A 23,499-nucleotide genomic window follows, 5' to 3' on the forward strand; every position below is an offset into this window, starting at 1 on the left:
AGGTCACCGCATGTCGGTGACACCTGTGTGCGCACCCGACATCACCGCGACCCAATCCGGGGCCGTGGCACTTTCGAGACCGTAGGGAGGCCGTGAAGATGACGATTCTGCTCCAAGTGCTCGAGCAGGCCTTCACGCCCACGACTTCGTGGGAACGGCGGAAATTCACCTTCGTGGATGCAGGCAAGATCGTGGGGATGCGCCTGGACGGGCAGTCCGGGGTGTGGCTGGATCTGTCCCGGCCCGGTGAGTCGCAGCGACTCGCCCGGACCCCGGATCCGCGCGACTCCATCACATTCCTGCTCACCGTCTTCGCCAAGATCGCCGAGTGCGAGGACCGGGGCGGCTCGTGGCTCATCGGACACGACGGCGCGCACGTGGATTCCATTGCGGCCACGCGCTTTCCGCCACAACTGTCGGAAACGGCGGCCGACGACATCCTGGCGCACGCCTGGCTGTGACCCCGCCGCGGGGGTGCGAAGTTCGAGTGACGGCCCGCTCCGGCGGGCGGTAGCGATACACCTGATGCCGTGGGGCTCAGAGGCGCGACTTCGCTGCTCGGCACGGTGGTCATCCTGTTCACGGTCCTGGGGTGCGGGACCGTGGGGCAGGTGACTCCCGCGCCGGGCAGTCCTACCCGCGTCCAGCTCGAACGCCTGCTCACCGCCGTGGTCACCGTGCCCGCGCGGCCGCGACCCGGCGGCTACCAGCGCGGATGCGGCGGCGGGCAGGGGTGTGTGTTCGGTCCGGCCTGGACCGACGATCACGACGGGCCGGGCGGGCACGACGGGTGCGACAGCCGCAACAGCGTGCTGGCACGCCAGCTCACCGAGGTGGTCCTGCGGCCGGGCGATGCCTGCGTGGTGGTCGCGGGGGCGTTGAACGATCCGTACACCGGGCGGCGCATCGCGTTCGAGCGGGCGGCGGCCAAGGCCGTGCAGATCGACCACGTGTATCCGCTGGCGGCCGCGTGGGATCTGGGCGCAGCGGGCTGGCCGGTCGCGCGGCGGGTGCGGTTCGCCAACGATGTCGACTACAACCTGCTCGCGGTGGACGGAAAGACCAACCAGGACAAGGGCGATCGCACGCCCGGCGACTGGCTGCCGCCCGCGCGGGCGAATCGCTGCTTCTACGCGGGCAAGTATCTGACCGCCGCCGGCCGGTACGGGCTACCCGTGACCGCCGCCGACCGCGCGGCCCTCGCGGGCGTCGCCCGCGGCTGCCCATAGCGCGGCGAAATGCCGGTACGCCTGTTCGGCGGTCAGCTCCTGGGCCGGATCCATGACCGATTCGAGCAATCCGTAAAGCCCCCAGGAAAGAAAGGTGATCGTGACGGACGCCGCGGCGGGGTCGGGGCCCAGCAGCGGGGCCAGATGCTCGGTGAGCAGTTCGGCGTACATCTGCCGGATCGACCGCAGCACTGTGGCGTTGGCGCGCGGGCCGACCAGCGGCCGGTACACCTCGGGGTGGGCGTCGATCAGACGGAACAGGATCTCGATCGGCAGCAGCGGCGGCGGGTCCGGGTGGCGGGCCACCTGCGCCGAAATCTCGGCCCGCACATGCTCGATACAGCTGACCAGCAGCAGATCGTCCTTGTCGCGGTAGTGCGCGTAGAAGGTGGAGCGGCCGACATCGGCGCGATCGATGATGTCCCGCACCGTGATTCGGGCGTACGGGCGGGTCAGCATGAGTTCGATGAGCGCCCGGTGCAGGGCCGCGCGGGTGCGACGCACCCGGCGGTCGTCGACCGGGCCCGGAACTGTTTCCGGACGAATACCGGCCTCGTGTCCTGAAACGTACATATCCGAGGAAATTGCTCCTGGCCTGGGGTTTCCCATCCTTCGATGATGTAACGCATGACCCAGAACAAGCAAGTGTCCGATATCGAAGCCCGGTCGGTCGGGGGCCTGATCACCTGGCCACGCGGCTACACCCTGCTCTCCGATGTCTACTTCCTCGGCCGCGCCGGAAGCCTGGCGCGGTACTTCGCCACCACGGCGGGCATCCGTCCCGGCGATCACGCCGTCGATATCGGGTGCGGTCCGGGACGGCTGGCCAATGAGCTGTCCCGCCAGGCCGGGCCGCACGGGCGGGTGGTCGGCGTCGATCCGTCCGCGCCGATGATCGAGTACGCCACCGCCCGCGCGGCCGCGAACTGTGTGTTCGAACTGGGCGCGGCCCAATCCCTGCCCTACCCTGACGCCTCGTTCGACGTGGCCACCTGCACCTTCGCGATGCACCACATCGCCGAGGCGGACCGAATCACCGCACTGGAAGGCTTCTTCCGGGTGCTGCGCCCGGGCGGGCGGCTGCTGCTGGCCGACACCCATCCGGCGACCTCGGGCCTGCGCGGGCTGGCTATCCGCGCCATGGCCGGGCTGGCCGCGCACCGAGGCGGTCACAGGCACGGCGCGGATGACCACGGGCACTCCCAGCACGAACCCGGCAATGCCCTGGCGGCCGTGGACGTCCGCCGTTATCGCGATCCGCTGGCCGAGATCGGTTTCACGGCAATCGAATTCCGCACCGGACCGTTCGCGACCGGTGTTCTCACCGCCGTCAAACCCAGCTGAGCACAGGCACGGCCGGGCGCGGCGGGGCGGCTGCTGCCGGGACCGGTGTCCGGTCCGTCGGCGCCGGCGGGGATCGCTCGGACCTGCCGGATCCGATCCGGTCCGGCGGGGTCGGCGGCGATCAGGCGGGGTCGGGCCCGGTGGCCGCCGGGCGCTTGGGATCGTTGGACCACTGCGACCACGAGCCCGGGTAGAGCGCGGCATCGATGCCCGCGACGGCCAGCGCCGCCACCTGGTGGGCGGCAGTGACCCCGGAGCCGCAGTACACCGCGACCGGCCCGGAGCCGAAACCCGCGAAGCGGGAGGCCAATTCGGCGAGCGGCCGGAAATGTCCGGCGGTGGTGAGGTTCTCGGCGGTGGGCGCGCTCACCGCACCCGGAATGTGGCCCGCGCGGGGGTCGACGGGCTCGGTCTCGCCGCGGTAGCGCTCGCCCGCGCGGGCATCCAGCAGCAACCCCTGCCAGCCGGCCGCGCCATCGGCGTCGATGGTCGGCATGTGGCCGGGAGACAGCACCACCGTGCCGGGTTCCGGGTCGGGTTCGTCACCGCTGACGACCTTGCCCCCGGCCGTCTCCCAGGCGGGCAGCCCGCCGTCGAGGATCCGGACATCTGCCAGCCCGGCCCAGCGCAGCAGCCACCAGGCCCGGGCCGCAGCCATGCCGCCGGTCGCGTCGTAGACCACCACGGTGTCGCCGTCGGAGACGCCCCAACTGCGCGCGCACTTCTGCAAATGCCGCAATTCCGGCATGGGGTGGCGGCCGTGCACGGCCGACGGCGGATCGGCGAGTTCGGTTTCCAGATCGACGAAGACCGCGCCCGGAATATGTCCGTCCAGATAGTGCTGCGGCCCGTCCGGATCCCCGAGCGCCCACCGCACATCCAGCAATCGCACCCGGCTCCCGCCCGCTTCCAGCAGGTCCGCCAGCTCCGCAACCGAAATCAGCACCGAACTCAAGCCAACTCCTCCTCGCCGATCCACCACTCGTGACGCGAACCACCCCACCCTAGCCACCCGCGGCCGGGCCGCACGGCGGTCCACCGAACCGCAGGGCGGCCGGCTCGGATGCGCAACCTCGATCAGCTCCTGCGCCCGTCCACCGCCGCGCCCGGGTTCGCCGCTCGCGGAACGGCGTCCAGCAACAGCGTCCGCTCTCCCGCGCCTCAGGCGGTGGCGGGCGGCAGGAACCAGCGGACCACCAGACCCGCGACCAACGCCCAGAAGGCCGCGCCGATCCCGAGCATCGAGATGCCCGAGGCCGCCACCAGGAAGGTGAGGGCGGCGGCGGACCGATGCGTGGCGGGCGTGAGCGCGGCGGTCAGCGCGCTCGCGAGGGTGGCGATGAGGGCAAGTCCCGCAACGGTTTCCAGCACACCCTTCGGAGCGGCGGCGACCAGCGCGACCAGCGCGCCCGAGGCCAGCGCGAGCAGCAGATAGGTGCAGCCCGCGGTGTAGGCCGCGACCCAGCGGCGCTTCGGATCCGGGTGCGCGGACGGGGCCGCCGAGAGCGCGGCGCTGATAGCCGCCAGATTGATGGCGTGCCCGCCCGCGGACGCGCCCAGCACGGTGCCCAGACCGGTGACGGTCATGGCCGCGCGCCACGGCACCCGATAGTCGAAGGTGCGCATGACCGCCGTGCCCGGAATGTTCTGCGCCGCCATGGTCACCACGTACAGCGGCACCGCGACGCCGATCATGGCCTGCCAACTCCAGTGCGGCACAGTCCATTCCACTCGGGGCAGCATGGCGGACAACTCCGGGCTCCGGTGCCGTACCGCGATGTCGATGCCCGACCCGATCGCCGCGACCGCGAAGGCCGCCAGCACCGACCAGCGTGGCGCGAAGCGTTGCAGCACAAGCCAGGTCACGATGACCGGCACCACCACGGCCGGGCTCACCGGCAGCGCCTTCACCGGCGCGAGGCACAGCGGCAGCAGCACCCCGGCCAGCATGGCCTGTGCGATCTCCACCGGTATGGCGGCGATGAGCGCGCCGAGCCGGTCCCAGAATCCGGTCAGCACGATGAGTCCGCCCGCCACCGCGAACGCGCCGACCGCCGCGGCCCAGCCGCCCGCCACCGCCCCGGTGCTCGCCAGCAGGGCCGCGCCGGGTGTGGACCAGGCCAGCGTGATCGGCATCCGATACCGGCGGCTCAGCACCAGCATGCCGACCGCCTGGGTCACGCACACCGCCAGCAGACCCGACGCCGCCTGCGCCGACGTGGCTCCCATGGCGGTGAGACCCGCCAGCACCACCGCGAACGAACTGGTGAAACCGACCAGCGCGGTGACGATTCCGGCTCCGATCGGCTGCCCGGGACCCGCCGTCGGTGGGCTCTCGACCTCGGCGGCGGGAGTGACGCTGGTGCTCATGGGGCTATCGTCGCGGTCCAGTCACCCGCGGGTCTGCGGCCAATCAGCCGAAACTGGACTGAATTACGCGCGGCCGCCGGCCGCCAGCCGTTCCAGCAGCGGCGTGATGCGCGGCCCGACCAGCGACTGCATGACCAGCGCCATATTGGTGCGCTCCACGCCCGGGATCTTCAGGATGCTGCCCGCCACGCGGTACAGATCCTCCGCGTCGGCGGCCACCACCCGGACCGTCAGATCCGTCGGCCCGGTCATGCCGCAGACCTCGGTGACCTCCGGGATCTCGGCGAGTTCGGCCGCCACCGCGTCGAGCCGATGCTGGTCCACCACCACCGCGACGAAGGCGGCCAGGGAGTAGCCGAGCGCCCGCGGGTCCACCCGGCGCTCGAAGCCGGCCAGCACCCCGCTCGCCTCCCAGCGAGCCAGTCTGGCCTGCACGGTATTGCGGGAAAGCCCCAGGCGGGCGGCCAGTTCGACACCGGTCGCGCGCGGGTTCGCGACCAACTCCAGCAACAACCGGGCATCGGTGGCGTCCAGCGGCGCCGGATTGGACTCCCTGCTGCTCATGGGGATCAGTATGACACCGACAAACGCGAATCGACCGTGCATTCTGCTCAGTTCTGCGCGTCAGACTTGCGCAGATCGCCATGCGGAGGATGCTTGTGGTACAGGACACACATTGGTTTGCCACACGGACACAATCCCGCGGCCGAAGCGATGTCACCCGGTGTCAGGAGGCGATACCCATGCCCGACAAGAACACCTATCCGGTCCAGCTCATCCAGCCCGACGGACAGCGCGTCCACGATCGGGCGCACGCCCCGCTGATCGCCGATATCGACGGCCCGCGCCTGCGCGCCCTCTATACGGACATGGTCGTGGCCCGGCGCATCGACACCGAGGCCACCGCCCTGCAACGGCAGGGCCAGCTCGGGCTGTGGCCCCCGCTGCTCGGCCAGGAAGCCGCCCAGATCGGCTCGGCCCACGCCCTCGAATCCGACGACTACGTGTTCTGCAGCTACCGCGAGGCGGGCGTCGCCTACTGCCGCGGCGTCGCGCCCGAGGACCTCACCCGGCTCTGGCGCGGCGCCGCGCACTCCTGCTGGGACGCCGACGCGGTCAAGATGACCAATCCCGCCATCGTGGTCGGTTCGCAGGGACTGCACGCCACCGGCTACGCCTACGCCGCGCACCTCGAGGGCGCGGAGATCGCCACCATCGCCTACTTCGGCGACGGCGCGACCAGCCAGGGCGATATCGCCGAGTCGCTCGGCTTCGCCGCCACCTGGTCGGCCCCGGTGGTGTTCTTCTGCCAGAACAACCACTGGGCGATCAGCGCGCCGGTCCGGGTGCAGAGCGCCACCCCGATCGCGAATCGCGCCCTCGGCTACGGCATCCCCGGCGTCCAGGTCGACGGCAACGACGCGCTCGCCGTGCTGGCCGTGACCCGGCAGGCGCTGCAGCACGCGCGGGCGGGCGGCGGACCCAGCTTCGTCGAGGCCATCACCTACCGGATGGGCCCGCACACCACCGCCGACGACCCCACCCGCTACCGCACCGCCGCCGAACTCGAACTCTGGCAGCGCCGCGACCCGATCGACCGGATGCGGCGGCTGCTGGAACGAGAGAACCTGTGGGACAGCGCCTTCGAGGCGACGGTGGCCGAACGCGCCGACGACGTCGCCGCCCGGCTGCGCACCGCCACCCTCACCATGCCCGACCCGGACCCCGACCAGCTCTTCGACCATGTGTACGCCACCCCGCATCGGCTGATCGAGGAAGAACGCCGGGAGTACGCGGCCTACCTGGAGGGAGTCGGACGATGAAGACCACGTTCGCCGGAGCGATCAACCACGGGCTGCGCCGCAGCCTGGAAGACGATCCCAAGGTCGTGCTCATGGGTGAGGATATCGGCCGTCTCGGCGGCGTCTTCCGGGTCACCGACACGCTGCAGAAGGATTTCGGCAACAACCGCGTCATCGATACTCCGCTGGCCGAATCCGGAATCATCGGAACCGCTTTCGGAATGGCATTGCGGGGATTGCGGCCGGTGTGTGAAATCCAGTTCGACGGATTCGTGTATCCCGCGTTCGACCAGATCGTCTCGCAGGTCGCGAAAATCCACGCCCGGACCCGTGGAAAAGTGGTCGCGCCCATCACCATTCGCATTCCGTTCGGCGGCGGCATCGGGTCGGTGGAGCACCACTCGGAATCGCCGGAGGCGTATTTCGCGCACACGGCGGGACTGCGGGTGGTGTCGCCGAGCAATCCCGCGGACGCCTATCTGATGATCCGGCAGGCCATCGCCCTCGACGATCCGGTGATCTTCTTCGAGCCGAAACGCCGGTACTGGGACAAGGCCGAGGTGGATGTCGAACGGCTCGACCACGACGGCGGAATCGCGCTGGACCAGGCGCGGATCTGCGCGGCCGGGGAGGACGCCACCATCGTGGCCTACGGCGGCACCGTGGCCACCGCGCTCACCGCCGCCGATATCGCGGCGTCGGAAGGACATTCGATCGAGGTGATCGATCTGCGCAGCCTCTCGCCCATCGATTTCGACACCATCGAGGCCTCGGTGCGGAAAACCGGGCGGCTGATCGTGGTGCACGAGGCGCCCGTATTCGCCGGGCTGGGAGCCGAAATCGCGGCCCGGATCACGGAACGCTGCTTCTACCATCTGGAATCGCCCGTATTGCGCGTCGGTGGCTTCGACATCCCCTATCCCCCGGCTAAGCTCGAGCGGCACCACCTGCCCGACCCCGATCGCATTCTCGCCGCGGTCGACCGCACGCTCGCCGCTTAACCCGCTCGCCACACGAATGGTTACCGCACGGAGGAACCCCGGTGGATAGTCAGCAGCAGGTCATGGAATTCCGTTTGCCCGATCTCGGCGAGGGCCTGGCCGACGCGGAACTGGTGGCGTGGGCGGTCGCGCCCGGCGACAGCGTCACGCTCAACCAGGTCATCGCGGAGGTCGAGACGGCCAAGGCCCAGGTGGCGCTACCCAGCCCGTACGCGGGCACGGTGCTGGAACTGCTGGCCCAGCCCGGCGACACCGTGCCGGTCGGAGCACCGCTGATCCGCATCGGCGTGGCCGCGCCCGCCGAGACCAATGGCGCCACGGAATCCACGGACGCCGCGGTGAAAGCCCCGGAGGCTCCGGCCGAACGGCAATCCGTGCTGGTCGGTTACGGCCCCGACGCCGAGCCGATCTCCCGCCGCGCGGCCCGCGCGGCGACCGCGCGCGGCATGGGCTACGACGGCGCGGAGGGACTCGGCAGTTCCGCACCCGCCGGACGGGCCGCCGCCACGCCCGCCGCCCGGAAGCTGGCCCGCGAGATCGGGATCGACCTGAGCACCGTGATCGGCACCGGACCGCAGGGCGCGGTCACCCTCGACGATCTGCACGGCATGCGGCCGGAATCCATAGGCACAGGCCATATTCCGATCCACACCCCGCCGCCCGCCACCCGCACCGCGCTGCCCGCCAACCAGGCCGCGCCCGAGGTGACGCCCATGCACCCGGCGCTCGGCGGCGGCCGCGCGGTCCCCGCCGAACGCGAGACCCGCACGCCGATCAGCGGCATCCGCAAGCGCACCGCCGCCGCCATGGTGGCCAGCGCCCAGCACATCCCGCAGGCCAGCACCTTCGTGACGACGGATTTCACCGCGTCCATGGAGCTGCTCGAGCATCTGCGCACCACGCCCAGCTTCACCGGGCTCACCCTCACCCCGCTGGCCCTGGTGGCCCGGGCCGCGCTGGCGGCGCTCACCGAGTTCCCGGAGATCAATGCCCGCTGGGACGAGGCGAATCAGGAGATCGTCACCAAGCACTACGTGAACCTGGGCTTCGCGGTCGCCACCGAACGCGGGCTGCTGGTGCCCAATCTCAAGGACGCGCAAGGGTTCACGCTGCGCGACCTGTGCCTGGAGATCGCCGGGGTCGCGGGCAAGGCGCGTAGCGGCACCGCCACCCCCACCGACCTGACCGGCGGCACCTTCACCATCACCAATGTGGGCGTGTTCGGCGTGGACACCGGTGTGCCGCTGGTGAATCCGGGCGAGGCGGCGATCCTGTGCCTGGGCTCGATCCGCAAGCGGCCGTGGGTGTATCGCGACGAACTGGCCGTGCGCTGGGTGACCAGTCTGGGCCTGAGCTTCGACCACCGGATGATCGACGGCGAGCAGGGGTCGCGGTTCCTGGCGAGCGTGGCCGCCCTGTTGGAGGATCCGCTGACCCTGCTGAGCCGGGTCTAGTCCGCGGCGGGCTCCGGGACCACCAGCGGCTCGGCGGCCGCCCGGATGACCGCCGGGATCGGCACCGGTTTGCGGGTCTGCTCGTCCACGTAGACGTGCGTGAAGGTGCCGGTGGCGACCAGCTCCAGGTGGTCGCCGCCATCACGGAAGATGGCCAGCTCGTAGTTGATGCTGGAATTGCCGAGCCGCGCCACCCGGATGCCCACCCGCAGCATGTCCGGGAAGCTGATCGACCCCAGGAACTTGCAGGAGGTCTGGGCCACCACGCCGATCGCGTGCAGATCCCGGATATCGGTGCCGGTCGCGCTGATCAGCCAGGCGTTCACGGCCGTGTCGAAGTACGAGTAGTACGTCACGTTGTTCACATGCCCGTAGTGGTCGTTGTCGGCCCAGCGCGTCGGCACCGGCCAGAGCACGGGATACTCAGTCATCTTGCCCTCCGCTTCGCTCCGGGCGGGTTCGCGGCCCCTGGTCCCGATTCTTCCCTCCTCCGCTCCTCCGCTTCGCTCCCCCGCTCCAAGGCGGAGGTCTATCGAGCCGCAGTCCAGAATCGGGACGGCCGCGAACATTCGAGTTGAGGCAATGCCGAAGTCGAACTGTAGCCGTTCCTTCCGCGGACGGCTTCCCATGGTCAGGCGGAGCGCGCGTCGGGAGTGGCGCGGTGGTCGCGGGGGCTGATGCCGTAGTGCCGTTTGAAGGCGGTGGACAGGGCGAAGGCGCTACCGTAGCCGACGCGGCGGGCGATGGCCTCGAGGGTGGCGTCGGATTCCTGGAGCAGGTCGGCGGCCAGGGCCAGCCGCCAGTCGGTGAGGAAGGCCATGGGCGGCTCGCCGACCAGTTCGGTGAAGCGGCGGGCCAGCGCGGCCCGGGAAACCCCAACCTCGGCGGCCAGCGAGGCGACCGTCCACGGATTCGCGGGATTGTGCTGCATCAGGCGCAGGGCCTTGCCGACCAGCGGGTCACCGTAGGCGTGATACCAGGCGGGGGCGTCGGAGCGGGAGAACCAGGCGCGCAGCGCGGCGATCAGCAGCAGGTCCAATAGTCGGTCCAGCATGACCCCTTGCGCGGGCAGATCCTTGGCGGCCTCGTCGACCAGCAGATCCAGCACCCGGGAATCGATTTCGCTGCGGCTCAGCACCGCCACCGGTGGCAGCGCGCGCAGCAGCCGGCGACTGGCCGCGGACTCGTGCTCATAGGTGCCGGTCACCAGCACGGTCTGGGCGTCGGCGTTGGTGCCCCAGCTGCGCACGCCCAGACTCAATGCCTCGCACAGGACTTCGCCGTCCATCGTGGTGGTGACATTGCCGGGTTCGATGAGCACCTGCGGCGGCGTGCCCGGGTCGTCGGCCATCGTGTAGTGATCGGGCCCCCGGAAGATGGCGATATCGCCCGCGCGCAGCTGTCGCGGCGGAGCGTGCTTGCCGCCCTTGGGTTCCGGCATCGCCCAGCCGCCGCCCCGCACCACCGCCACCACGGTCAGCGGGGCCTCGTCCCGGATCCGTAGCGACCAGGGTGGGTCGAACGACGAGCGCATCACGAATGCCGCTCGCGCCCGTGGTCCTTCGAGCAGACTGGCCAACGCATCCATGACAAAGACGATGGCAAATGCCCGCGCGCTTCTCAACCATGTTCGGCCGCAGGCAGGTCCGAATCCAGGATCCGGATGATCCGAGGAGTCTGGGCAATCCGGTCAGAATGGACGTCCGGAGGTGATATCGGACAGCCGCGAGAACCGGTGAGACGCCGGGTGTGCACCCGGTAGCGTCGTACCGATGGCCGCTGCGACGCCCACTCCCCGCCTCCGCAAGGCGCGCCTGGCACTGTTCGCGGTGTTCGGGCTCAACGGGATGCTCTCGGCCGTATGGATAGTGCACATCCCCGCCGTCACCGCGCGCACCGGCGTCTCCCCGACCGTGCTGGGCATGCTGATCCTGCTCATGGCGGCCTGCGCCATCGTGGGCATGCAGACCGCGGGGCCGCCGGCGGACCGGGTGGGCAGCCGCACGCTCACCGCGGCGGCCGTCACGCTGCTGGCCCTGACCCTGCTCGGCCCGGCCCACGCCGCCTCCCCCGTCGCCCTCGGACTGTTCCTGTGCGCCTTCGGTTTCGCCAACGGCGCGCTGGACGTGTCCATGAACGCGCAAGCGGTCCATATCGAGCGGGCCTACGCCCGGCCCATCATGTCCGCGTTCCACGCCTTCTTCTCCTGCGGCGGATTCCTCGGCTCGGCCTTCGGGGCGGCCGCTCAGCACGCGCACTGGTCCCTGCCCGCCACGTTCACCCTCACCACGGCGGTCGGCCTCGCCGTCACGGTTGTGGCGATCCCCGCCCTGCTCCCGCACACCGCTCCGGCGGCGAACGACGTGCCGGGCACGTACGTGGATCCGGCGGCGGCCCAGCATCTTCCGGCCACCGATGCGACGCCCTCGGACGGCAAGCCCTCCCGGCGGCTGGGACGGAAGGTCGTGGCCCTGGGTCTGATCGCGTTCGCGCTGCTGATGGCCGAGGGCGTCGCCGCGGACTGGAGCGCGCTGCAGGTCCGCGATCGGCTCGGGGTCGACGCGGGCGCCGCCGCGCTGGCCTTCACCGCGTTCTCCCTGACCATGACCATCGGCCGGTTCGGCGCGGACCGGGTGAGCGGCCGCCTCGGCCGGGTGGGCGTGCTGCGCTGGGGAACGGCCTTGGCGGCCATCGGTTTCGGGGTCGTCGTGCTGTCCGGGTGGCTGCCGCTGACCGTGGCCGGGTGGGCCTTGTGCGGGATCGGTCTGTCCGGCGGCGTCCCGCAGGTGTTCACGGCCGCGGGCAATCTGGGCTCGGCGACGGCCGCGACCGATATGTCGCGGGTCTTCGGGCTCGGCTATGTGGGCCTGCTGGCCGGTCCGGCCGTCATCGGCTGGCTCGACAAGCTGGTGCCGCTGACCGCGGCCATGACGGTGCCGCTGGTCGCGATGGCATTGTGCGCGTGGGGTGCCCGCGCGGTCGCCGCGCCGGTTCCGGCGCCGGCGAGCGACTAAGGCTCAGGCCGACGGACGGTCGCGGGCAGTGGCGCCCAGGTCGCCGATCGCCTCGGCGTGATCGAGGAAGGCGTCCACCATGCGGTGATTGAGGACGGCGACGGCCTTGATGTCCTCGGGCGTCCAGTCGGCGAGGGCTTCGGCCATCCAGCCGCGCATCACCTCGCGCACCGCCTCCACGGCCCGGCGGCCCGACGCGGTCGGCCCGACCCGCTGGGCGCGGCGGTCGTCCGGGTCCTGGACGCGTTCCACGTACCCGGCCTTCTCCAGCCGCTGGATCTGGCGGCTCACGTGCGGGGCCTCCACATCCAGTCGTGCGGCGAGTTCGCCCAGCCGCATGGGTTCGGGGGCGTCGGCGAGCAGGCGCAGCAGCGGAACGCTGGCCCGGTCCATGGTCAGCCCGCACTGCACCATGGCCTTGTCGTGGCGGCGGACCCGGGTCAGCAGGTAGGCGACACGGGCCAGCGCGCGTTCCAGTTCGACGATGTGAGCTGCGTCAACTTCGATGGCGGGAATGGCTTCCGGTCGCGGCATGTGGTTATCTTACGAAACCCATTTACTTAATTTTGGTAAGTAAACCAAAGGACCATTCCCATGACTACGACCGCTGTCGGTCAGGTCGACGTGTCGAAACCCGTCGAACCCTCGAAGGCCCACCTCGGCCTCACCCTGCTCGCATTGTCTGCGGCCGGTCTGGTCGTGTCCTTGCAGCAGACCGTCGTGATTCCGCTGCTGCCGCGCTTCATCGTGCAGCTGCACACCGACGTCGCCGGGGTCACCTGGCTGTTCACCGCCGCGCTGCTCTCCGGCGCGGTCGCCACGCCGCTGCTCTCCCGCTTCGGCGACATGTACGGCAAGAAGCCGATGGTCATGGTCACCATGGGCGTGCTCATCGTCGGCTCGGTGGTGTGCGCCTTCGCCACCACGCTGCCCGTCTACATCATCGGCCGGGCGCTGCAAGGCATCTCCTCGGCCATGATCCCGCTCGCCATCGGCATCATCCGCGACACCTTCCCGCGCGAAAGACTGGTCCGCGCAATCGGAGTCGTGTCCGGCACCATGGGCGTCGGCGGCACCATCGGCCTGCTGGCCACCGGTGTCATCGCCGACCACACCACCAACCCGCACCCGGTCTTCTGGCTGACCGCGGGTCTCGGCGTCGTCGCCACCGTGCTGATCCAGGTGAGCGCCAAGAACAATGGCGTGCGCCACGGCGGCAAGCCCGACTTCATCGGCGCGGCCCTGCTGGCCGCGCTGCTGATCTGCCTGCTGCTCGGCATCAGCGAGGGCCCGCGCTGGGGCTGGGGCTCCGCCTCGGTCATCGGCATGTTCGCGGCCGCCGCGGTGCTCACGGCCGTCTGGGTGTTCGTGGAGCTGAAGGTCGAACAGCCGCTGGTGCGCCTGCAGCTGCTCGTCGGCCCGCAGTCGCTGTCGGCGAACGTGGCCTCCGCGCTGCTCGGCTTCTCCATGTTCGGCGCGTTCTCGCTGGTCTCCAACTTCATTCAGACGCCCGCGGACAAGGTCGGCTACGGCCTGTCCGGGACCGTGCTGTCGGTCGGCCTCTACGGCATCCCGAGCGCGGCGCTGATGACCTTCTTCTCCTTCAACACCGGCCGCATCTCCGCCAGGATCGGACCCGCCTACACCCTCGCCATCGGCGCGACCTTCGCCGGACTCTCGATGGGCTGGCTGGCCTTCTCGCACGGCCACGGCTACGACATGGTCATCGCGAACGCGCTGCAGGGCATCGGTTTCGGCATCGGCTACGCGGCGCTGGGCACCCTCGCCGTGCAGCACGTGCCGATGAGCGAGAGCGGCATCGCGTCGGGCATCAACTCACTGGTGCGGACCGCGGGCGGCTCGATCGCGGGCGCGATCACCGGCTCGATCCTGACCGCCCACGTGCTGAAGCTGGGCGCACACGCCGTGCCGACCGAGGGCGCGTACGTCGCGAGCTTCGCGACGCTGGCCGTCGGCGCGTTCGGCGCGGCGGCCGTGGCTCTCGGCCACGGGCTGCGCCACAAGGGGAATTGACAACTCTCGTAGCTCGGGCCTCCGCCTCCCCGCGGCCGGCTTCGCCCTGGTAGCCGAAGAAGCCTGCGCATTCCTCGTTGTGCGCAGGCTTTTTCGTATCTAAGTCAGAACGGTGGTGCGTTCGCCGTCGACGACCACCACGTGATCGTCGGTGAGCGCCCAGTGCGGGACGCCGTCGGAGACGTAGTCGCGCACCAGTTTCCGGGACAACCCCTGCGGGTCGGTCGGTGAGTCCAGGTGCGGGACGATGCGGTGATCGACCAAACCGAGGCCGTCCCAGCGAGCTTCCACACCGCAGGCGGTGCGGACTTCCTCCGGGTCGTCCATGGCTTCGATGCCGTGCAGGTCGGGGGTCATGACGCAGGCCCCCGCGCTGTAGCCCGCGTAGACCAGGGCATCCTCCGCGAGCAGTTTCATCAGGGCGAGATCGGCTCCGCTGCGCGCGAATTGGGCGCGCAGCACGAAGGTATTGCCGCCGCGCACCCACACCATCGGATAGTCGCGCAGCCGCTGCTCTACCTCGGCCGGGCGGCCGACATACTGGCGCAGGTCGACGACTTCGGGCTGGAAACCCAAGCGGCGCAGCGGAACCAGATCGCTGGTGACGGCGCTCTGCCAGGCCGAGGGCCAGGCATCGCAGGCATTGGCGATGACGGCCACCCGGCCGGGCGCACCGGTCAGTTCGAGCAACCGCTGCTGGTGTGCGCCGAAACGGTAGCTGGACAGGAACAGTCGCACGTCAGATGGTGAAGGCGAGAGTGCGGACCAGGCGGTTGCCGAGGTCGATGTCACCGGCGATGGAGATCTCCCCCGCGTGCGCGTCCGCGGTGGTGCGGCCCCCGCGCAAGCGGGCGAACAGGCCGGAGTCCATGGTCACCACGGTCGTGGCCGGACCGTCCAGGGTCCCGACCAGGCTCGCCCGCCCGACTACGACCGCCACATGCAAGGTCTGCGGCACCGGACCGGTCAGCTCGAAGGTGATGCGCGAACCGTCCGGCGCGCCCGCGCCTTTCACCGCGGCCCGGCCGAGTGTGGTCAGCAGTTCGGTATAGGCGACCGCGCCGCGGCTGCCGCCCTCCTCGACCGCCACGCCCAGGGCGTCGGCGATGTCGTGCTCATGCATCCAGCAGTCGAACAGGCGGATGCGCATGAACCGGCCGTAGGGCGCCATGCCCACCGGCGTCGGGACGAATCCGCCCCACATCTCGTCGGTGGTCTGCTCGAGCGCCTTCACCCGGCGACCGGTCACGTCGAGGAAGCGGTCCAGCAGTTGCGCGCCGGCCAGCGGGCGCAGGGACTCGATCCACCTCTCGTTCAGCGTGCCGATCTCGTTGCGGATGTGCGCCCCGGACACCTCGGCGTCGGGGGTCGGCTCGCCCAGCAGCATCGATTCGGTGCCGATCACGTGGGCCAGGACGTCGAAGACCGTCCAGCCGGGCAGCGGCGACGGCGTGCGCCACCGGTTTTCGTCCAGCCCGTCCACCAGCCGGGTGAGGGCGTCCCACTGGTCGGATAAAAGCGCGGTGATCTCGGCGCGGTCCGGCACCGTGTCGGTCATGCGGTGGTCTCCCTCTCCTCGTCGGCGAGCCGGTCCAATCCGGCTCGCAGTGCCGCGGCGGTGCGCTCGGTGTCGTGTGGGCGGCGCAGCACGAAGCCCTTCGCGAAGCGCAGGGTGTCGCCGTGATGGCGGGGAATCACGTGCAGGTGCACGTGATGAACGGTCTGGAAGGCGGCCTTGCCGTCATTGATGAGTAGATTCGCACCGTCGGCCGTGAGGCCGGCTCGGCGCATGGACTTGGCCAGGCGGTGGCCGAAGCCGAACAGGTGGGCGCCCATCTCCGGGTCGAGCTCGTCGAGATCGGTCGCGTGCCGCTTGGGGATCACCAGGGTGTGCCCCCGGGTGATCGGCCGGACGTCGAGGAAGGCGACCAGATGGTCGTCCTCGAAGATCTTGGTCGCGGGTGCGTCGCCCGCGACGATCCGGCAGAAGATGCAGCCACTCACCATGCAGACATTACGGCGTACAGGTGATGTGCGACACCCCCTACTCGACCTCGATACGGGCACAACCGGACCCAGAGCTACTGACCAGTAGCATCAGGGATTCGATCGTGTTCGACGCCGGGAGAACCCCGGCCGAGCACGGAGTTGTCCGGTTTTCTCGCCACACCATGTGATGGGCATCTCCGCTACGCTCACCGCGAACCAGGTACAGTTGCGAGAATTCTCACGAACTTACTGCACAGTAAGTTCGGACCACCGTTCAACCGGTGACACGGCTTGGAACCGACAGGTGGCCTGGACTCACCACGAGAAGGAAGTTTGACAAGTGGACACAACGCAGAGCGCACAGACCGCTGCGCCCCGCGGTGCGCGCGTCGGAGTGGTTCGCGAGACGAACCCGGACGAACGACGCGTCGCATTGGTGCCGAAGATCATTCCGGCCCTGCTGAAGCAGGGTGTCGAGGTGATCGTCGAGGCCGGTGCCGGTCTGGGCGCGTTGATTCCGGACGAGGCGTACACCGAAGCCGGTGCGACGCTGGGCGATCCGTACAGCGCCGACGTCGTCGTGAAGGTCGCGCCGCCCAATGACGGCGAGATCGGCAAGCTCGCGCCGGGCCAGACCCTCATCGGGTTCCTCGCGCCCCGCAACGCCGACACCAAGATCGGTGCGCTGAAGACCGCGGGCGTGCAGGCCTTTGCCGTGGAAGCGATTCCGCGCATCTCCCGCGCCCAGGTCATGGACGCGCTGTCCTCCCAGGCGAATGTCGCCGGCTACAAGGCCGTGCTGCTCGCCGCGTCGGAATCCACCCGATTCTTCCCCATGCTGACCACCGCCGCGGGCACCGTGAAGCCGGCCACCGTGCTGGTCCTCGGTGTCGGTGTCGCCGGTCTGCAGGCCCTGGCCACCGCCAAGCGCCTCGGCGGCCGTACCACCGGTTACGACGTTCGCCCCGAGGTCGCCGACCAGGTGCGCTCGGTCGGCGCGCAGTGGCTCGACCTCGGCATCGACGCCGCCGGCGAGGGCGGGTACGCCCGCGAGCTCACCGACGACGAGAAGGCTCAGCAGCAGCAGGCCCTCGAGGACGCCATCAAGGGCTTCGACGTGGTCATCACCACCGCGCTGGTGCCCGGCCGCCCGGCCCCGCGCCTGGTCACCGCCGCCGCCGTCGAGGGCATGAAGCCCGGCAGCGTGATCGTGGACCTGGCCGGCGAGACCGGCGGTAACTGCGAGTTGACCGAACCCGGCAAAACCGTTGTGCGCCACGGCGTCACCATCGCCTCGCCGCTGAACCTGCCGGCCACCATGCCGGAGCACGCCAGCGAGCTGTACTCCAAGAACATTGCCGCCCTGCTCGAACTGATGCTGAAGGACGGTGCGCTGGCACCCGATTTCGAGGATCAGGTGCTGGCGGACTCCTGCGTCACGCGCGAGCGCAGCGAGCAGAGCCCTCAGAAGGTGGAAGCCTGATGTACACCGAATTGTTGGCGAACATCGCGATCCTGGTGCTGTCCGGGTTCGTCGGCTTCGCCGTGATCTCCAAGGTGCCCAATACCCTGCACACGCCACTGATGTCGGGCACCAACGCCATTCACGGCATCGTGGTGCTCGGCGCGCTGGTGGTCTTCGGCAAGATCGAGCACCCCTCGGTCCTGATGCAGATCATCCTGTTCGTGGCCGTGGTGTTCGGAACCCTGAACGTCATCGGCGGTTTCGTCGTGACCGACCGCATGCTGGGCATGTTCAAGGCGAAGAAGCCTGCTGCGCAAGAGAAGGCGGGCGAGTAACCCCATGGACAATCTGGTCAACGTTCTCTACATCGCCGCGTTCGCGCTGTTCATCTACGGTCTGATGGGCCTCACCGGCCCCAAGACCGCGGTGCGCGGCAACTGGATCGCCGCGGTCGGCATGGGCATCGCGGTCGTCGCGACGCTCATCTCCATCCGGCACACCAACAACTGGATCCTGATCGTCGCCGGTCTGGTGGTCGGCATCGGCCTGGGCGTGCCGCCCGCCAAGTTCACCAAGATGACCGCCATGCCGCAGCTCGTCGCCGCGTTCAACGGCGTCGGCGGTGGCACGGTCGCGCTCATCGCGTGGGCCGAGTTCCTCGACACCAAGGGCTTCTCCCAGGTGCACGAGCAGCCGTCGGTGCACATCGTGATCGCCTCGCTGTTCGCCGCCATCATCGGCTCGGTCTCGTTCTGGGGCTCCTGCATCGCGTTCGCGAAGCTGCAGGAACTGCTGTCCGGCCGCCCGATCACCGTGGGCCGCCTGCAGCAGCCGCTGAACCTGCTGCTGCTCGCGGGCGCCATCGCCGCGGCCGTGGTCATCGGCATCGGCGCCACCAATGACGGTGTGCCGCAGTACTGGATGATCGGCCTGCTGGTGCTGGCCGGCATCCTCGGCCTGATGGTCGTGCTGCCCATCGGCGGCGCGGACATGCCCGTGGTGATCTCGCTGCTCAACGCCCTCACCGGTCTGTCGGCCGCGGCCGCGGGTCTGGCGCTGAACAACACCGCCATGATCGTGGCGGGCATGATCGTCGGCGCGTCCGGCACCATCCTGACCAACCTGATGGCCAAGGCCATGAACCGGTCCATCCCCGCGATCGTCGCCGGTGGATTCGGTGGCGGCGGAACGGCTCCCGGCGCGTCCGGCAGCGGCGAGCAGAAGCAGGCCAAGGCCACCTCCGCCGCCGACGCCGCGATCCAGATGGCCTACGCCAACCAGGTCATCGTGGTCCCGGGTTACGGCATGGCCGTGGCCCAGGCCCAGCACGCGGTCAAGGAGATGGCGGCCCTGCTCGAGGCCAAGGGCGTCGAGGTCAAGTACGCCATCCACCCGGTCGCCGGTCGTATGCCCGGCCACATGAACGTGCTGCTGGCCGAGGCCGAGGTCTCCTACGACGCCATGAAGGAAATGGACGACATCAACGGCGAATTCAGCCGCACCGATGTCGCCCTGGTCATCGGCGCCAACGACGTCACCAACCCGGCCGCCCGCGAGGACTCCACGTCCCCGATCTACGGCATGCCGGTGCTCAACGTCGACCAGGCCAAGTCGGTCATCGTGCTCAAGCGCTCGATGAACTCCGGCTTCGCCGGCATCGACAACCCGCTGTTCTACGCCGACCACACCTCCATGCTGTTCGGCGACGCCAAGAAGTCCGTCGGTGCGGTCACCGAGGAACTGAAGGCGCTGTAACCGCGACTCCATCGCGACGGCCCGCATCCCGGAAGGAATGCGGGCCGTTGACGTTTCAGGACTTGTCGATCAGCTGGGAGACGGTGACGAAGCGGTAGCCCCGATCGTGCAGGGCCTGGGCGATCAGGGGGATCGCGGCGAGGGAGGGGTCGCCCGCCGGATACATGGTGTGCAGCAGAATGATCGAGCCGGGGCGGACGGTCGCCAGGGTTTCGGTGACGATCTCGTCGGTGGTAGGGGTCTTGCCGGAGTCGGGTTCGACGTCCCAGGTGACGGTGGTGCGGCTGTGTTTGGCCAGGTACCACGGGAGGGCGATCAGTTTCTTGCCGTTGGGCGGGCGGAAGGTGATCGGGCCGCGGTAGCCGGTTTTCGCGATCTCAGCGTCGGTGCGCTCAACCTCGTCGCGGACGAACCCGGGGGTCACGAAGATCATGCGTTCGTGGTGGTAGGTGTGGTTGCCGATCTCGTGGCCGGAATCGGCGATGGCGCGACCCTCGTCCGGATGGGCGGCCAGTTCACTGCCGATGAGATAGAAGGTGGCGGAGATGCCCGCGTCGGACAGCGCCTGAAGGATCTCGGGGGTGCGCTCGGTGGGGCCGTCGTCGAGGGTGAGGGCGACGACCTTCTCGGTGGTGTCGACTCGGGAGACCAGGCGTCCGGCCACCTGGTAGGTGCGGGAGTTCATGAGCACGTACAGACCGGTCGAGATCAGCACCAGCCCGGCCAGGATGAGCGCGCCCCGGACGAGCAGCTTGCGTCCCATAGTTATTGACCTCCAGGTTCAAAACGGCTAGGTTCGATCGCATGGGCAGACCACGCGGCTTCGACGCGGACACAGTGGTGGACCGCGCCATGGACGCGTTCTGGACCCATGGGTACGCGAACACCTCGCCCGCACAGCTCGCCGACGCTACCGGAGTCGCGAAAGGCAGTCTCTACAACGCCTTCGGAAGCAAACGGGAACTGTTCGACCTGTGCGTGGCCCGCTACGACCGGATGGGCACCGAACTCGCCAACGACGTGCTGAACCAGCCCGGCACCACCAAGGAACGGTTGCGGGCCTGGATGCGGCTGGTCGTGGACAGCGACCTGGGGCGACCGGTACGACGGGGCTGCCTGGTGGCCAATACCGCCATGGAACTCGGCGGGCACGACACCGAGGCGACCACCGCGGTGGCCGTCGCGGTCGAGCACATGGTCGAGGCGTTCATCGCCCGCATCGAGCAGGGGCAGCGCGACGGCGACGTCCGGGCCGAGATCGACGCCCGCGCGTACAGCGAGTTCCTGATGAATACCGTTGGCGGACTCCGCATCACCACGAAGGTCTCGGACGCGGAGACGCTGTACCGGATCATCGACACCGCCCTGTCCACCCTCTGACCCCGGGCCGCAGCCCTGCGGCCTTTTCTTTTACCCCAGTTTTTGACCCACAGTTCAAGAAAGGTACCGATCATGGATCTCGGACTGAACGGCAAGACCGCACTCGTCACCGGCGCCAGCCGGGGCATCGGCCTCGCCGTCGCCGAAGCACTGGCCGAGGAAGGCGTTCGGGTCGCCGGCGTCGCCCGCACCATCACCCCGGAACTCGAAAAGGTTGCGGCGGCCACGGTTTCCGCGGATCTGAGCACCACCGCGGGCGCACTGGCCGCCGTCGAGACGGCGCTGGCCGAGCTCGGCGGAATCGATATCCTGGTCAACAATGTCGGCGGCGGTGACGCCGATCAGCTGACTCTGGGCGGCTTCCTCGACATTCCGGAAGACCAGTGGCGCAAACTGTTCGACCTCAACCTGTTCGGTGTCGTCGCCACCACCCGTGCGGCATTGCCCAGCATCATCGAACGGCGGGGCGCGATCGTCACCGTCTCCTCGATCAACTCCCGCCTGCCCGCGGTCGGACCGGCCGGCTACAGCGAGGCCAAAGCCGCGCTCACCACGTTCGGCAAGCGACTCAGCGAGGAGTTCGGCCCGCAGGGCGTCCGCGTCAACACCGTCTCACCGGGACCGGTCGGCACCGACATCTGGCGCGGACCCGACAGCCTCGGAGCCCGCCTCTCCGCGGCCAACGGCCTTGCGCAGGAAGACTTCCTGGCGGCCATGCCCACCCAGTTCAATATCGCCGCGGGGCGGATCGCCGAAGCCCGGGAAGTCGCCGCGCTGGTGACCTTCCTGGCCTCCGAGCAAGCCGCCATCATCAACGGCGCCGACTACGTCATCGACGGCGGCATCGTCAAAACGGTCTGATCAGAGATACAGGCCGGTGCCGTGTTCGGGGTGGGTGTTGGCGACGGCATGCAGATCACGTTCGCGCAGTACGTAATACGCCTGCGCCTGGATCTCCACCTCGAACTGGTCATCGGCGCTGAACAGCACCTGATCGCCCACGCTCACCGCGCGCACGTGCGACCCGACGCCGCACACCTCACCCCAGGACAGGCGCTTGGCGACCTGGGCGGTGGCGGGAATGAGGATGCCGCCACTGCTGCGCCGCTCGCCCGCCTCGGGGCTGAGTTTGACCATGACGCGGTCGTGCAGCATGTGGATTTCGAGCTTGGCATCGGACACCGCGGCAGTGTACTGCGCGGGAATGTCCGGTTCCGCCCCGGTGCCCGCCCGACCGCGTAGGTTCGGAACCGTGACGGGCCAAATCTCCGATATCGACGGTCTCCGGGCTCTCCTTCCCGCGGGCATGGTGGTGACCGATCCGGATGTGCTGGGCGGTTATCGGCAGGACCGGGCGCTGGATCCGGATGCCGGGACAGCGCTCGCGCTGGTGCGACCGCTCACCACCGCGCAGGTCGCGGCCACCGTGCGGTGGGCCGCCGAGCATCGGGTGCCGATCGTGCCGCGCGGGGCCGGCACCGGGCTCTCCGGCGGGGCCACCGCCCAGGACGGGGCGCTGCTGCTGAGCACCGAGAAGATGCGCGAGATCAGCGTCGACACCGTGACGCGGACCGCGGTGGTGCAGCCGGGACTGCTCAATGCCGAGGTGAAGCGGGCCGTCGCCGCGAAGGGGCTCTGGTATCCGCCGGACCCCTCCTCCTTCGAGATCTGCACCATCGGCGGCAACGCGGCCACCAACGCGGGCGGCCTGTGCTGCGTGAAGTACGGGGTCACAACCGATTACGTGCTCGGCATGGAGGTGGTGCTGGCCGACGGGACCGCGGTGCGGCTGGGCGGGCCGCGACTCAAGGACTCCGCGGGCCTGTCGCTGACCAAACTGTTCGTGGGCAGCGAGGGGACGCTAGGCGTCATCACCGAACTGACCCTGCGGCTGCTGCCCGCGCAACCGCCGCAGTCCACGGTGGTGGCGAGCTTCCCGACACTCACCGCCGCCACCGACGCCATCCTGGCCATCACCGGCCAATTGCGGCCCTCCATGCTGGAATTCATGGATTCGGTGGCCATCAACGCCGTCGAGGACGAGCTGCGGATGGGACTCGACCGGCAGGCGGCCGGGCTGCTGGTGGCGCGCTCCGACGCCCCGGGCGAGCACGCCGGGCACGAGGCCGACCTCATGCTGGCGGCGTGCGAGAAGGCCGGGGCCACCGAGGCTTTCCGCACCGACGACCAGGAGGAGGGCGAAGCCTTCTGCGCGGCACGGCGATTCGCCATCCCCGCCGTGGAGCGCAAGGGGCCGCTGCTGCTCGAGGATGTCGGGGTGCCGCTGCCCCGGCTGGGGGACCTGGTGAACGGGATCGCGGAGATCGCGGCAAACCGCCGGGTTCTGATCTCCGTCATCGCGCACGCGGGCGACGGCAACACCCATCCGTTGATCGTGCACGACCCGGCGGACCCGGAAGAATCCGAACGGGCGTATCTGGCATTCGGCGAGATCATGGATCTGGCCATCGCCCTGGGCGGCACCATCACCGGTGAACACGGTGTCGGCCGCCTGAAGAAACCGTGGCTGCCCGACCAGCTCGGCCCCGATGTGATGGGTCTCACCCGGCGGATCAAGGATGCGCTGGATCCGAACGGGATACTCAATCCGGGTGCGGTGCTGTGACCGCCCCGCCGGAACAATCCGCATCACAAGGGAGTT

Annotated in this window: 26 protein-coding genes; 14 read left to right on the forward strand and 12 right to left on the reverse strand. The window is 69.5% G+C overall.

The genetic code is table 11. The features are described 5' to 3' along the window. Positions 1 to 98: 98 nt before the first annotated feature. Together ACFV4K_RS05320 and ACFV4K_RS05325 are read left to right on the forward strand one after the other, a co-directional pair. Complete coding sequence (locus ACFV4K_RS05320; RefSeq protein WP_357097719.1) at positions 99 to 461, forward strand: hypothetical protein; 363 nt, start codon at positions 99 to 101, stop codon at positions 459 to 461. 69 nt (positions 462 to 530) lie between these two features. Next, positions 531 to 1,229, forward strand: a complete 699-nt coding sequence (locus ACFV4K_RS05325) for an HNH endonuclease family protein (RefSeq protein ID WP_379272265.1) — start codon at positions 531 to 533, stop codon at positions 1,227 to 1,229. Here the strand turns inward: ACFV4K_RS05325 and ACFV4K_RS05330 are convergent. Beyond that, positions 1,170 to 1,802 (reverse strand): TetR/AcrR family transcriptional regulator, encoded by a 633-nt coding sequence (locus ACFV4K_RS05330; protein ID WP_379272266.1) that lies wholly within the window; start codon positions 1,800 to 1,802, stop codon positions 1,170 to 1,172. The genes ACFV4K_RS05325 and ACFV4K_RS05330 overlap by 60 nt on opposite strands. Positions 1,803 to 1,856: 54 nt before the next feature. On the opposite strand from ACFV4K_RS05330, the gene ACFV4K_RS05335 reads away from it, so the two are divergent. Further along, the gene (locus ACFV4K_RS05335; RefSeq protein ID WP_379272268.1) at positions 1,857 to 2,573 is read left to right on the forward strand and encodes a class I SAM-dependent methyltransferase; all 717 of its coding nucleotides are present in this window, start codon (positions 1,857 to 1,859) and stop codon (positions 2,571 to 2,573) included. A 121-nt stretch (positions 2,574 to 2,694) separates the two neighbouring features. Here ACFV4K_RS05335 and ACFV4K_RS05340 read toward each other — a convergent pair whose 3' ends face one another. The 3 genes from ACFV4K_RS05340 to ACFV4K_RS05350 form a co-directional block, all read right to left on the reverse strand. Continuing rightward, a complete protein-coding gene (locus ACFV4K_RS05340) occupies positions 2,695 to 3,516 on the reverse strand; it encodes a sulfurtransferase (RefSeq protein ID WP_379272312.1) in 822 nt (273 codons plus the stop codon). A gap of 218 nt (positions 3,517 to 3,734) precedes the next feature. Beyond that, positions 3,735 to 4,943 carry a benzoate/H(+) symporter BenE family transporter gene (locus ACFV4K_RS05345; protein WP_379272269.1) on the reverse strand — a complete coding sequence of 403 codons (1,209 nt, stop codon included), beginning with the start codon at positions 4,941 to 4,943 and terminating at the stop codon, positions 3,735 to 3,737. A gap of 63 nt (positions 4,944 to 5,006) precedes the next feature. Beyond that, positions 5,007 to 5,507, reverse strand: a complete 501-nt coding sequence (locus ACFV4K_RS05350) for an Lrp/AsnC family transcriptional regulator (RefSeq protein WP_379272270.1) — start codon at positions 5,505 to 5,507, stop codon at positions 5,007 to 5,009. Between the two features lie 179 nt (positions 5,508 to 5,686). Between ACFV4K_RS05350 and pdhA the strand changes: the two genes are divergently transcribed. From pdhA to ACFV4K_RS05365, 3 genes are all read left to right on the forward strand, one after another. Next, positions 5,687 to 6,766, forward strand: coding sequence for a pyruvate dehydrogenase (acetyl-transferring) E1 component subunit alpha (gene pdhA / locus ACFV4K_RS05355; protein ID WP_379272271.1), 1,080 nt, complete (start codon positions 5,687 to 5,689; stop codon positions 6,764 to 6,766). Then, on the forward strand, positions 6,763 to 7,746 hold the full coding sequence (locus ACFV4K_RS05360) for an alpha-ketoacid dehydrogenase subunit beta (protein WP_357097707.1): 984 nt from the start codon (positions 6,763 to 6,765) through the stop codon (positions 7,744 to 7,746). Before pdhA ends, ACFV4K_RS05360 begins: the two co-directional genes overlap by 4 nt. 62 nt (positions 7,747 to 7,808) lie before the next feature. After that, a complete protein-coding gene (locus ACFV4K_RS05365; protein ID WP_379272313.1) occupies positions 7,809 to 9,200 on the forward strand; it encodes a dihydrolipoamide acetyltransferase family protein in 1,392 nt (463 codons plus the stop codon). On the opposite strand, the gene ACFV4K_RS05370 is transcribed toward ACFV4K_RS05365, so the two are convergent. Together ACFV4K_RS05370 and ACFV4K_RS05375 are read right to left on the reverse strand one after the other, a co-directional pair. Further along, entirely contained in the window at positions 9,197 to 9,631 is a 435-nt protein-coding gene (locus tag ACFV4K_RS05370) for an acyl-CoA thioesterase (protein ID WP_379272272.1), read from the reverse strand. The two genes, ACFV4K_RS05365 and ACFV4K_RS05370, sit on opposite strands and share 4 nt — an antisense overlap. A 200-nt stretch (positions 9,632 to 9,831) precedes the next feature. Beyond that, positions 9,832 to 10,788: a cupin domain-containing protein gene (locus ACFV4K_RS05375; protein ID WP_379272274.1), complete on the reverse strand. Its 957-nt coding sequence runs from the start codon at positions 10,786 to 10,788 to the stop codon at positions 9,832 to 9,834. A 184-nt stretch (positions 10,789 to 10,972) separates the two neighbouring features. Between ACFV4K_RS05375 and ACFV4K_RS05380 the strand changes: the two genes are divergently transcribed. Next, on the forward strand, positions 10,973 to 12,214 hold the full coding sequence (locus ACFV4K_RS05380; RefSeq protein WP_379272275.1) for an MFS transporter: 1,242 nt from the start codon (positions 10,973 to 10,975) through the stop codon (positions 12,212 to 12,214). Positions 12,215 to 12,217: 3 nt separating this feature from the next. On the opposite strand, the gene ACFV4K_RS05385 is transcribed toward ACFV4K_RS05380, so the two are convergent. Further along, positions 12,218 to 12,748: a MarR family winged helix-turn-helix transcriptional regulator gene (locus ACFV4K_RS05385; RefSeq protein WP_379272276.1), complete on the reverse strand. Its 531-nt coding sequence runs from the start codon at positions 12,746 to 12,748 to the stop codon at positions 12,218 to 12,220. A gap of 60 nt (positions 12,749 to 12,808) precedes the next feature. On the opposite strand from ACFV4K_RS05385, the gene ACFV4K_RS05390 reads away from it, so the two are divergent. After that, complete coding sequence (locus ACFV4K_RS05390; RefSeq protein WP_379272277.1) at positions 12,809 to 14,248, forward strand: MFS transporter; 1,440 nt, start codon at positions 12,809 to 12,811, stop codon at positions 14,246 to 14,248. A 99-nt stretch (positions 14,249 to 14,347) separates the two neighbouring features. Here ACFV4K_RS05390 and ACFV4K_RS05395 read toward each other — a convergent pair whose 3' ends face one another. From ACFV4K_RS05395 to ACFV4K_RS05405, 3 genes are read right to left on the reverse strand one after another with little or no spacing between them, the layout of a single operon-like run. After that, entirely contained in the window at positions 14,348 to 14,986 is a 639-nt protein-coding gene (locus ACFV4K_RS05395) for a Type 1 glutamine amidotransferase-like domain-containing protein (RefSeq protein ID WP_379272278.1), read from the reverse strand. 1 nt (position 14,987) lies between these two features. After that, the gene (locus ACFV4K_RS05400; RefSeq protein ID WP_379272280.1) at positions 14,988 to 15,806 is read right to left on the reverse strand and encodes a maleylpyruvate isomerase family mycothiol-dependent enzyme; all 819 of its coding nucleotides are present in this window, start codon (positions 15,804 to 15,806) and stop codon (positions 14,988 to 14,990) included. Beyond that, complete coding sequence (locus tag ACFV4K_RS05405; RefSeq protein WP_379272282.1) at positions 15,803 to 16,252, reverse strand: HIT family protein; 450 nt, start codon at positions 16,250 to 16,252, stop codon at positions 15,803 to 15,805. Before ACFV4K_RS05405 ends, ACFV4K_RS05400 begins: the two co-directional genes overlap by 4 nt. Before the next feature lie 325 nt (positions 16,253 to 16,577). On the opposite strand from ACFV4K_RS05405, the gene ACFV4K_RS05410 reads away from it, so the two are divergent. Genes ACFV4K_RS05410 through ACFV4K_RS05420 form a run of 3 tightly spaced genes read left to right on the forward strand, consistent with a single transcriptional unit; the run spans position 16,578 to position 19,457 of the window. Then, positions 16,578 to 17,720, forward strand: coding sequence for a Re/Si-specific NAD(P)(+) transhydrogenase subunit alpha (locus ACFV4K_RS05410; protein WP_379272283.1), 1,143 nt, complete (start codon positions 16,578 to 16,580; stop codon positions 17,718 to 17,720). Beyond that, the gene (locus ACFV4K_RS05415; protein ID WP_357097688.1) at positions 17,720 to 18,037 is read left to right on the forward strand and encodes an NAD(P) transhydrogenase subunit alpha; all 318 of its coding nucleotides are present in this window, start codon (positions 17,720 to 17,722) and stop codon (positions 18,035 to 18,037) included. The genes ACFV4K_RS05410 and ACFV4K_RS05415 overlap by 1 nt, the downstream gene beginning before the upstream one ends. A gap of 4 nt (positions 18,038 to 18,041) precedes the next feature. Then, complete coding sequence (locus ACFV4K_RS05420) at positions 18,042 to 19,457, forward strand: NAD(P)(+) transhydrogenase (Re/Si-specific) subunit beta (RefSeq protein WP_379272285.1); 1,416 nt, start codon at positions 18,042 to 18,044, stop codon at positions 19,455 to 19,457. Positions 19,458 to 19,512: 55 nt separating this feature from the next. Here the strand turns inward: ACFV4K_RS05420 and ACFV4K_RS05425 are convergent, their stop codons facing one another. Further along, positions 19,513 to 20,220 carry a polysaccharide deacetylase family protein gene (locus ACFV4K_RS05425; RefSeq protein WP_379272287.1) on the reverse strand — a complete coding sequence of 236 codons (708 nt, stop codon included), beginning with the start codon at positions 20,218 to 20,220 and terminating at the stop codon, positions 19,513 to 19,515. 41 nt (positions 20,221 to 20,261) lie between these two features. Here ACFV4K_RS05425 and ACFV4K_RS05430 point away from each other — a divergent pair, with 41 nt between their 5' ends. Together ACFV4K_RS05430 and ACFV4K_RS05435 are read left to right on the forward strand one after the other, a co-directional pair. Beyond that, complete coding sequence (locus ACFV4K_RS05430; RefSeq protein ID WP_379272289.1) at positions 20,262 to 20,837, forward strand: TetR/AcrR family transcriptional regulator; 576 nt, start codon at positions 20,262 to 20,264, stop codon at positions 20,835 to 20,837. Positions 20,838 to 20,909: 72 nt separating this feature from the next. Next, a complete protein-coding gene (locus tag ACFV4K_RS05435; protein ID WP_379272290.1) occupies positions 20,910 to 21,698 on the forward strand; it encodes an SDR family oxidoreductase in 789 nt (262 codons plus the stop codon). Here ACFV4K_RS05435 and ACFV4K_RS05440 read toward each other — a convergent pair whose 3' ends face one another. Next, the gene (locus ACFV4K_RS05440; protein WP_357203119.1) at positions 21,699 to 22,019 is read right to left on the reverse strand and encodes a co-chaperone GroES; all 321 of its coding nucleotides are present in this window, start codon (positions 22,017 to 22,019) and stop codon (positions 21,699 to 21,701) included. Positions 22,020 to 22,143: 124 nt separating this feature from the next. Here ACFV4K_RS05440 and ACFV4K_RS05445 point away from each other — a divergent pair, with 124 nt between their 5' ends. After that, positions 22,144 to 23,463: an FAD-binding oxidoreductase gene (locus ACFV4K_RS05445; RefSeq protein WP_379272314.1), complete on the forward strand. Its 1,320-nt coding sequence runs from the start codon at positions 22,144 to 22,146 to the stop codon at positions 23,461 to 23,463. Positions 23,464 to 23,499: the final 36 nt, after the last annotated feature.

This window comes from Nocardia sp. NPDC059764, from assembly GCF_042732555.1.
In the GTDB taxonomy this organism is placed as follows: Bacteria; Actinomycetota; Actinomycetes; order Mycobacteriales; family Mycobacteriaceae; genus Nocardia.

Coding starts and splice junctions, on each gene's coding strand:
- ACFV4K_RS05320 (WP_357097719.1), top strand. CDS start 99: ATGACGATTCTGCTCCAAGTGCTCGAGCAGGCCTTCACGCCCACGACT.
- ACFV4K_RS05330 (WP_379272266.1), bottom strand. CDS start 1,802: ATGTACGTTTCAGGACACGAGGCCGGTATTCGTCCGGAAACAGTTCCG.
- ACFV4K_RS05335 (WP_379272268.1), top strand. CDS start 1,857: ATGACCCAGAACAAGCAAGTGTCCGATATCGAAGCCCGGTCGGTCGGG.
- ACFV4K_RS05345 (WP_379272269.1), bottom strand. CDS start 4,943: ATGAGCACCAGCGTCACTCCCGCCGCCGAGGTCGAGAGCCCACCGACG.
- ACFV4K_RS05350 (WP_379272270.1), bottom strand. CDS start 5,507: ATGAGCAGCAGGGAGTCCAATCCGGCGCCGCTGGACGCCACCGATGCC.
- pdhA (WP_379272271.1), top strand. CDS start 5,687: ATGCCCGACAAGAACACCTATCCGGTCCAGCTCATCCAGCCCGACGGA.
- ACFV4K_RS05360 (WP_357097707.1), top strand. CDS start 6,763: ATGAAGACCACGTTCGCCGGAGCGATCAACCACGGGCTGCGCCGCAGC.
- ACFV4K_RS05365 (WP_379272313.1), top strand. CDS start 7,809: ATGGAATTCCGTTTGCCCGATCTCGGCGAGGGCCTGGCCGACGCGGAA.
- ACFV4K_RS05370 (WP_379272272.1), bottom strand. CDS start 9,631: ATGACTGAGTATCCCGTGCTCTGGCCGGTGCCGACGCGCTGGGCCGAC.
- ACFV4K_RS05375 (WP_379272274.1), bottom strand. CDS start 10,788: ATGGATGCGTTGGCCAGTCTGCTCGAAGGACCACGGGCGCGAGCGGCA.
- ACFV4K_RS05380 (WP_379272275.1), top strand. CDS start 10,973: ATGGCCGCTGCGACGCCCACTCCCCGCCTCCGCAAGGCGCGCCTGGCA.
- ACFV4K_RS05385 (WP_379272276.1), bottom strand. CDS start 12,748: ATGCCGCGACCGGAAGCCATTCCCGCCATCGAAGTTGACGCAGCTCAC.
- ACFV4K_RS05390 (WP_379272277.1), top strand. CDS start 12,809: ATGACTACGACCGCTGTCGGTCAGGTCGACGTGTCGAAACCCGTCGAA.
- ACFV4K_RS05400 (WP_379272280.1), bottom strand. CDS start 15,806: ATGACCGACACGGTGCCGGACCGCGCCGAGATCACCGCGCTTTTATCC.
- ACFV4K_RS05415 (WP_357097688.1), top strand. CDS start 17,720: ATGTACACCGAATTGTTGGCGAACATCGCGATCCTGGTGCTGTCCGGG.
- ACFV4K_RS05420 (WP_379272285.1), top strand. CDS start 18,042: ATGGACAATCTGGTCAACGTTCTCTACATCGCCGCGTTCGCGCTGTTC.
- ACFV4K_RS05425 (WP_379272287.1), bottom strand. CDS start 20,220: ATGGGACGCAAGCTGCTCGTCCGGGGCGCGCTCATCCTGGCCGGGCTG.
- ACFV4K_RS05430 (WP_379272289.1), top strand. CDS start 20,262: ATGGGCAGACCACGCGGCTTCGACGCGGACACAGTGGTGGACCGCGCC.
- ACFV4K_RS05435 (WP_379272290.1), top strand. CDS start 20,910: ATGGATCTCGGACTGAACGGCAAGACCGCACTCGTCACCGGCGCCAGC.
- ACFV4K_RS05445 (WP_379272314.1), top strand. CDS start 22,144: ATGGTGGTGACCGATCCGGATGTGCTGGGCGGTTATCGGCAGGACCGG.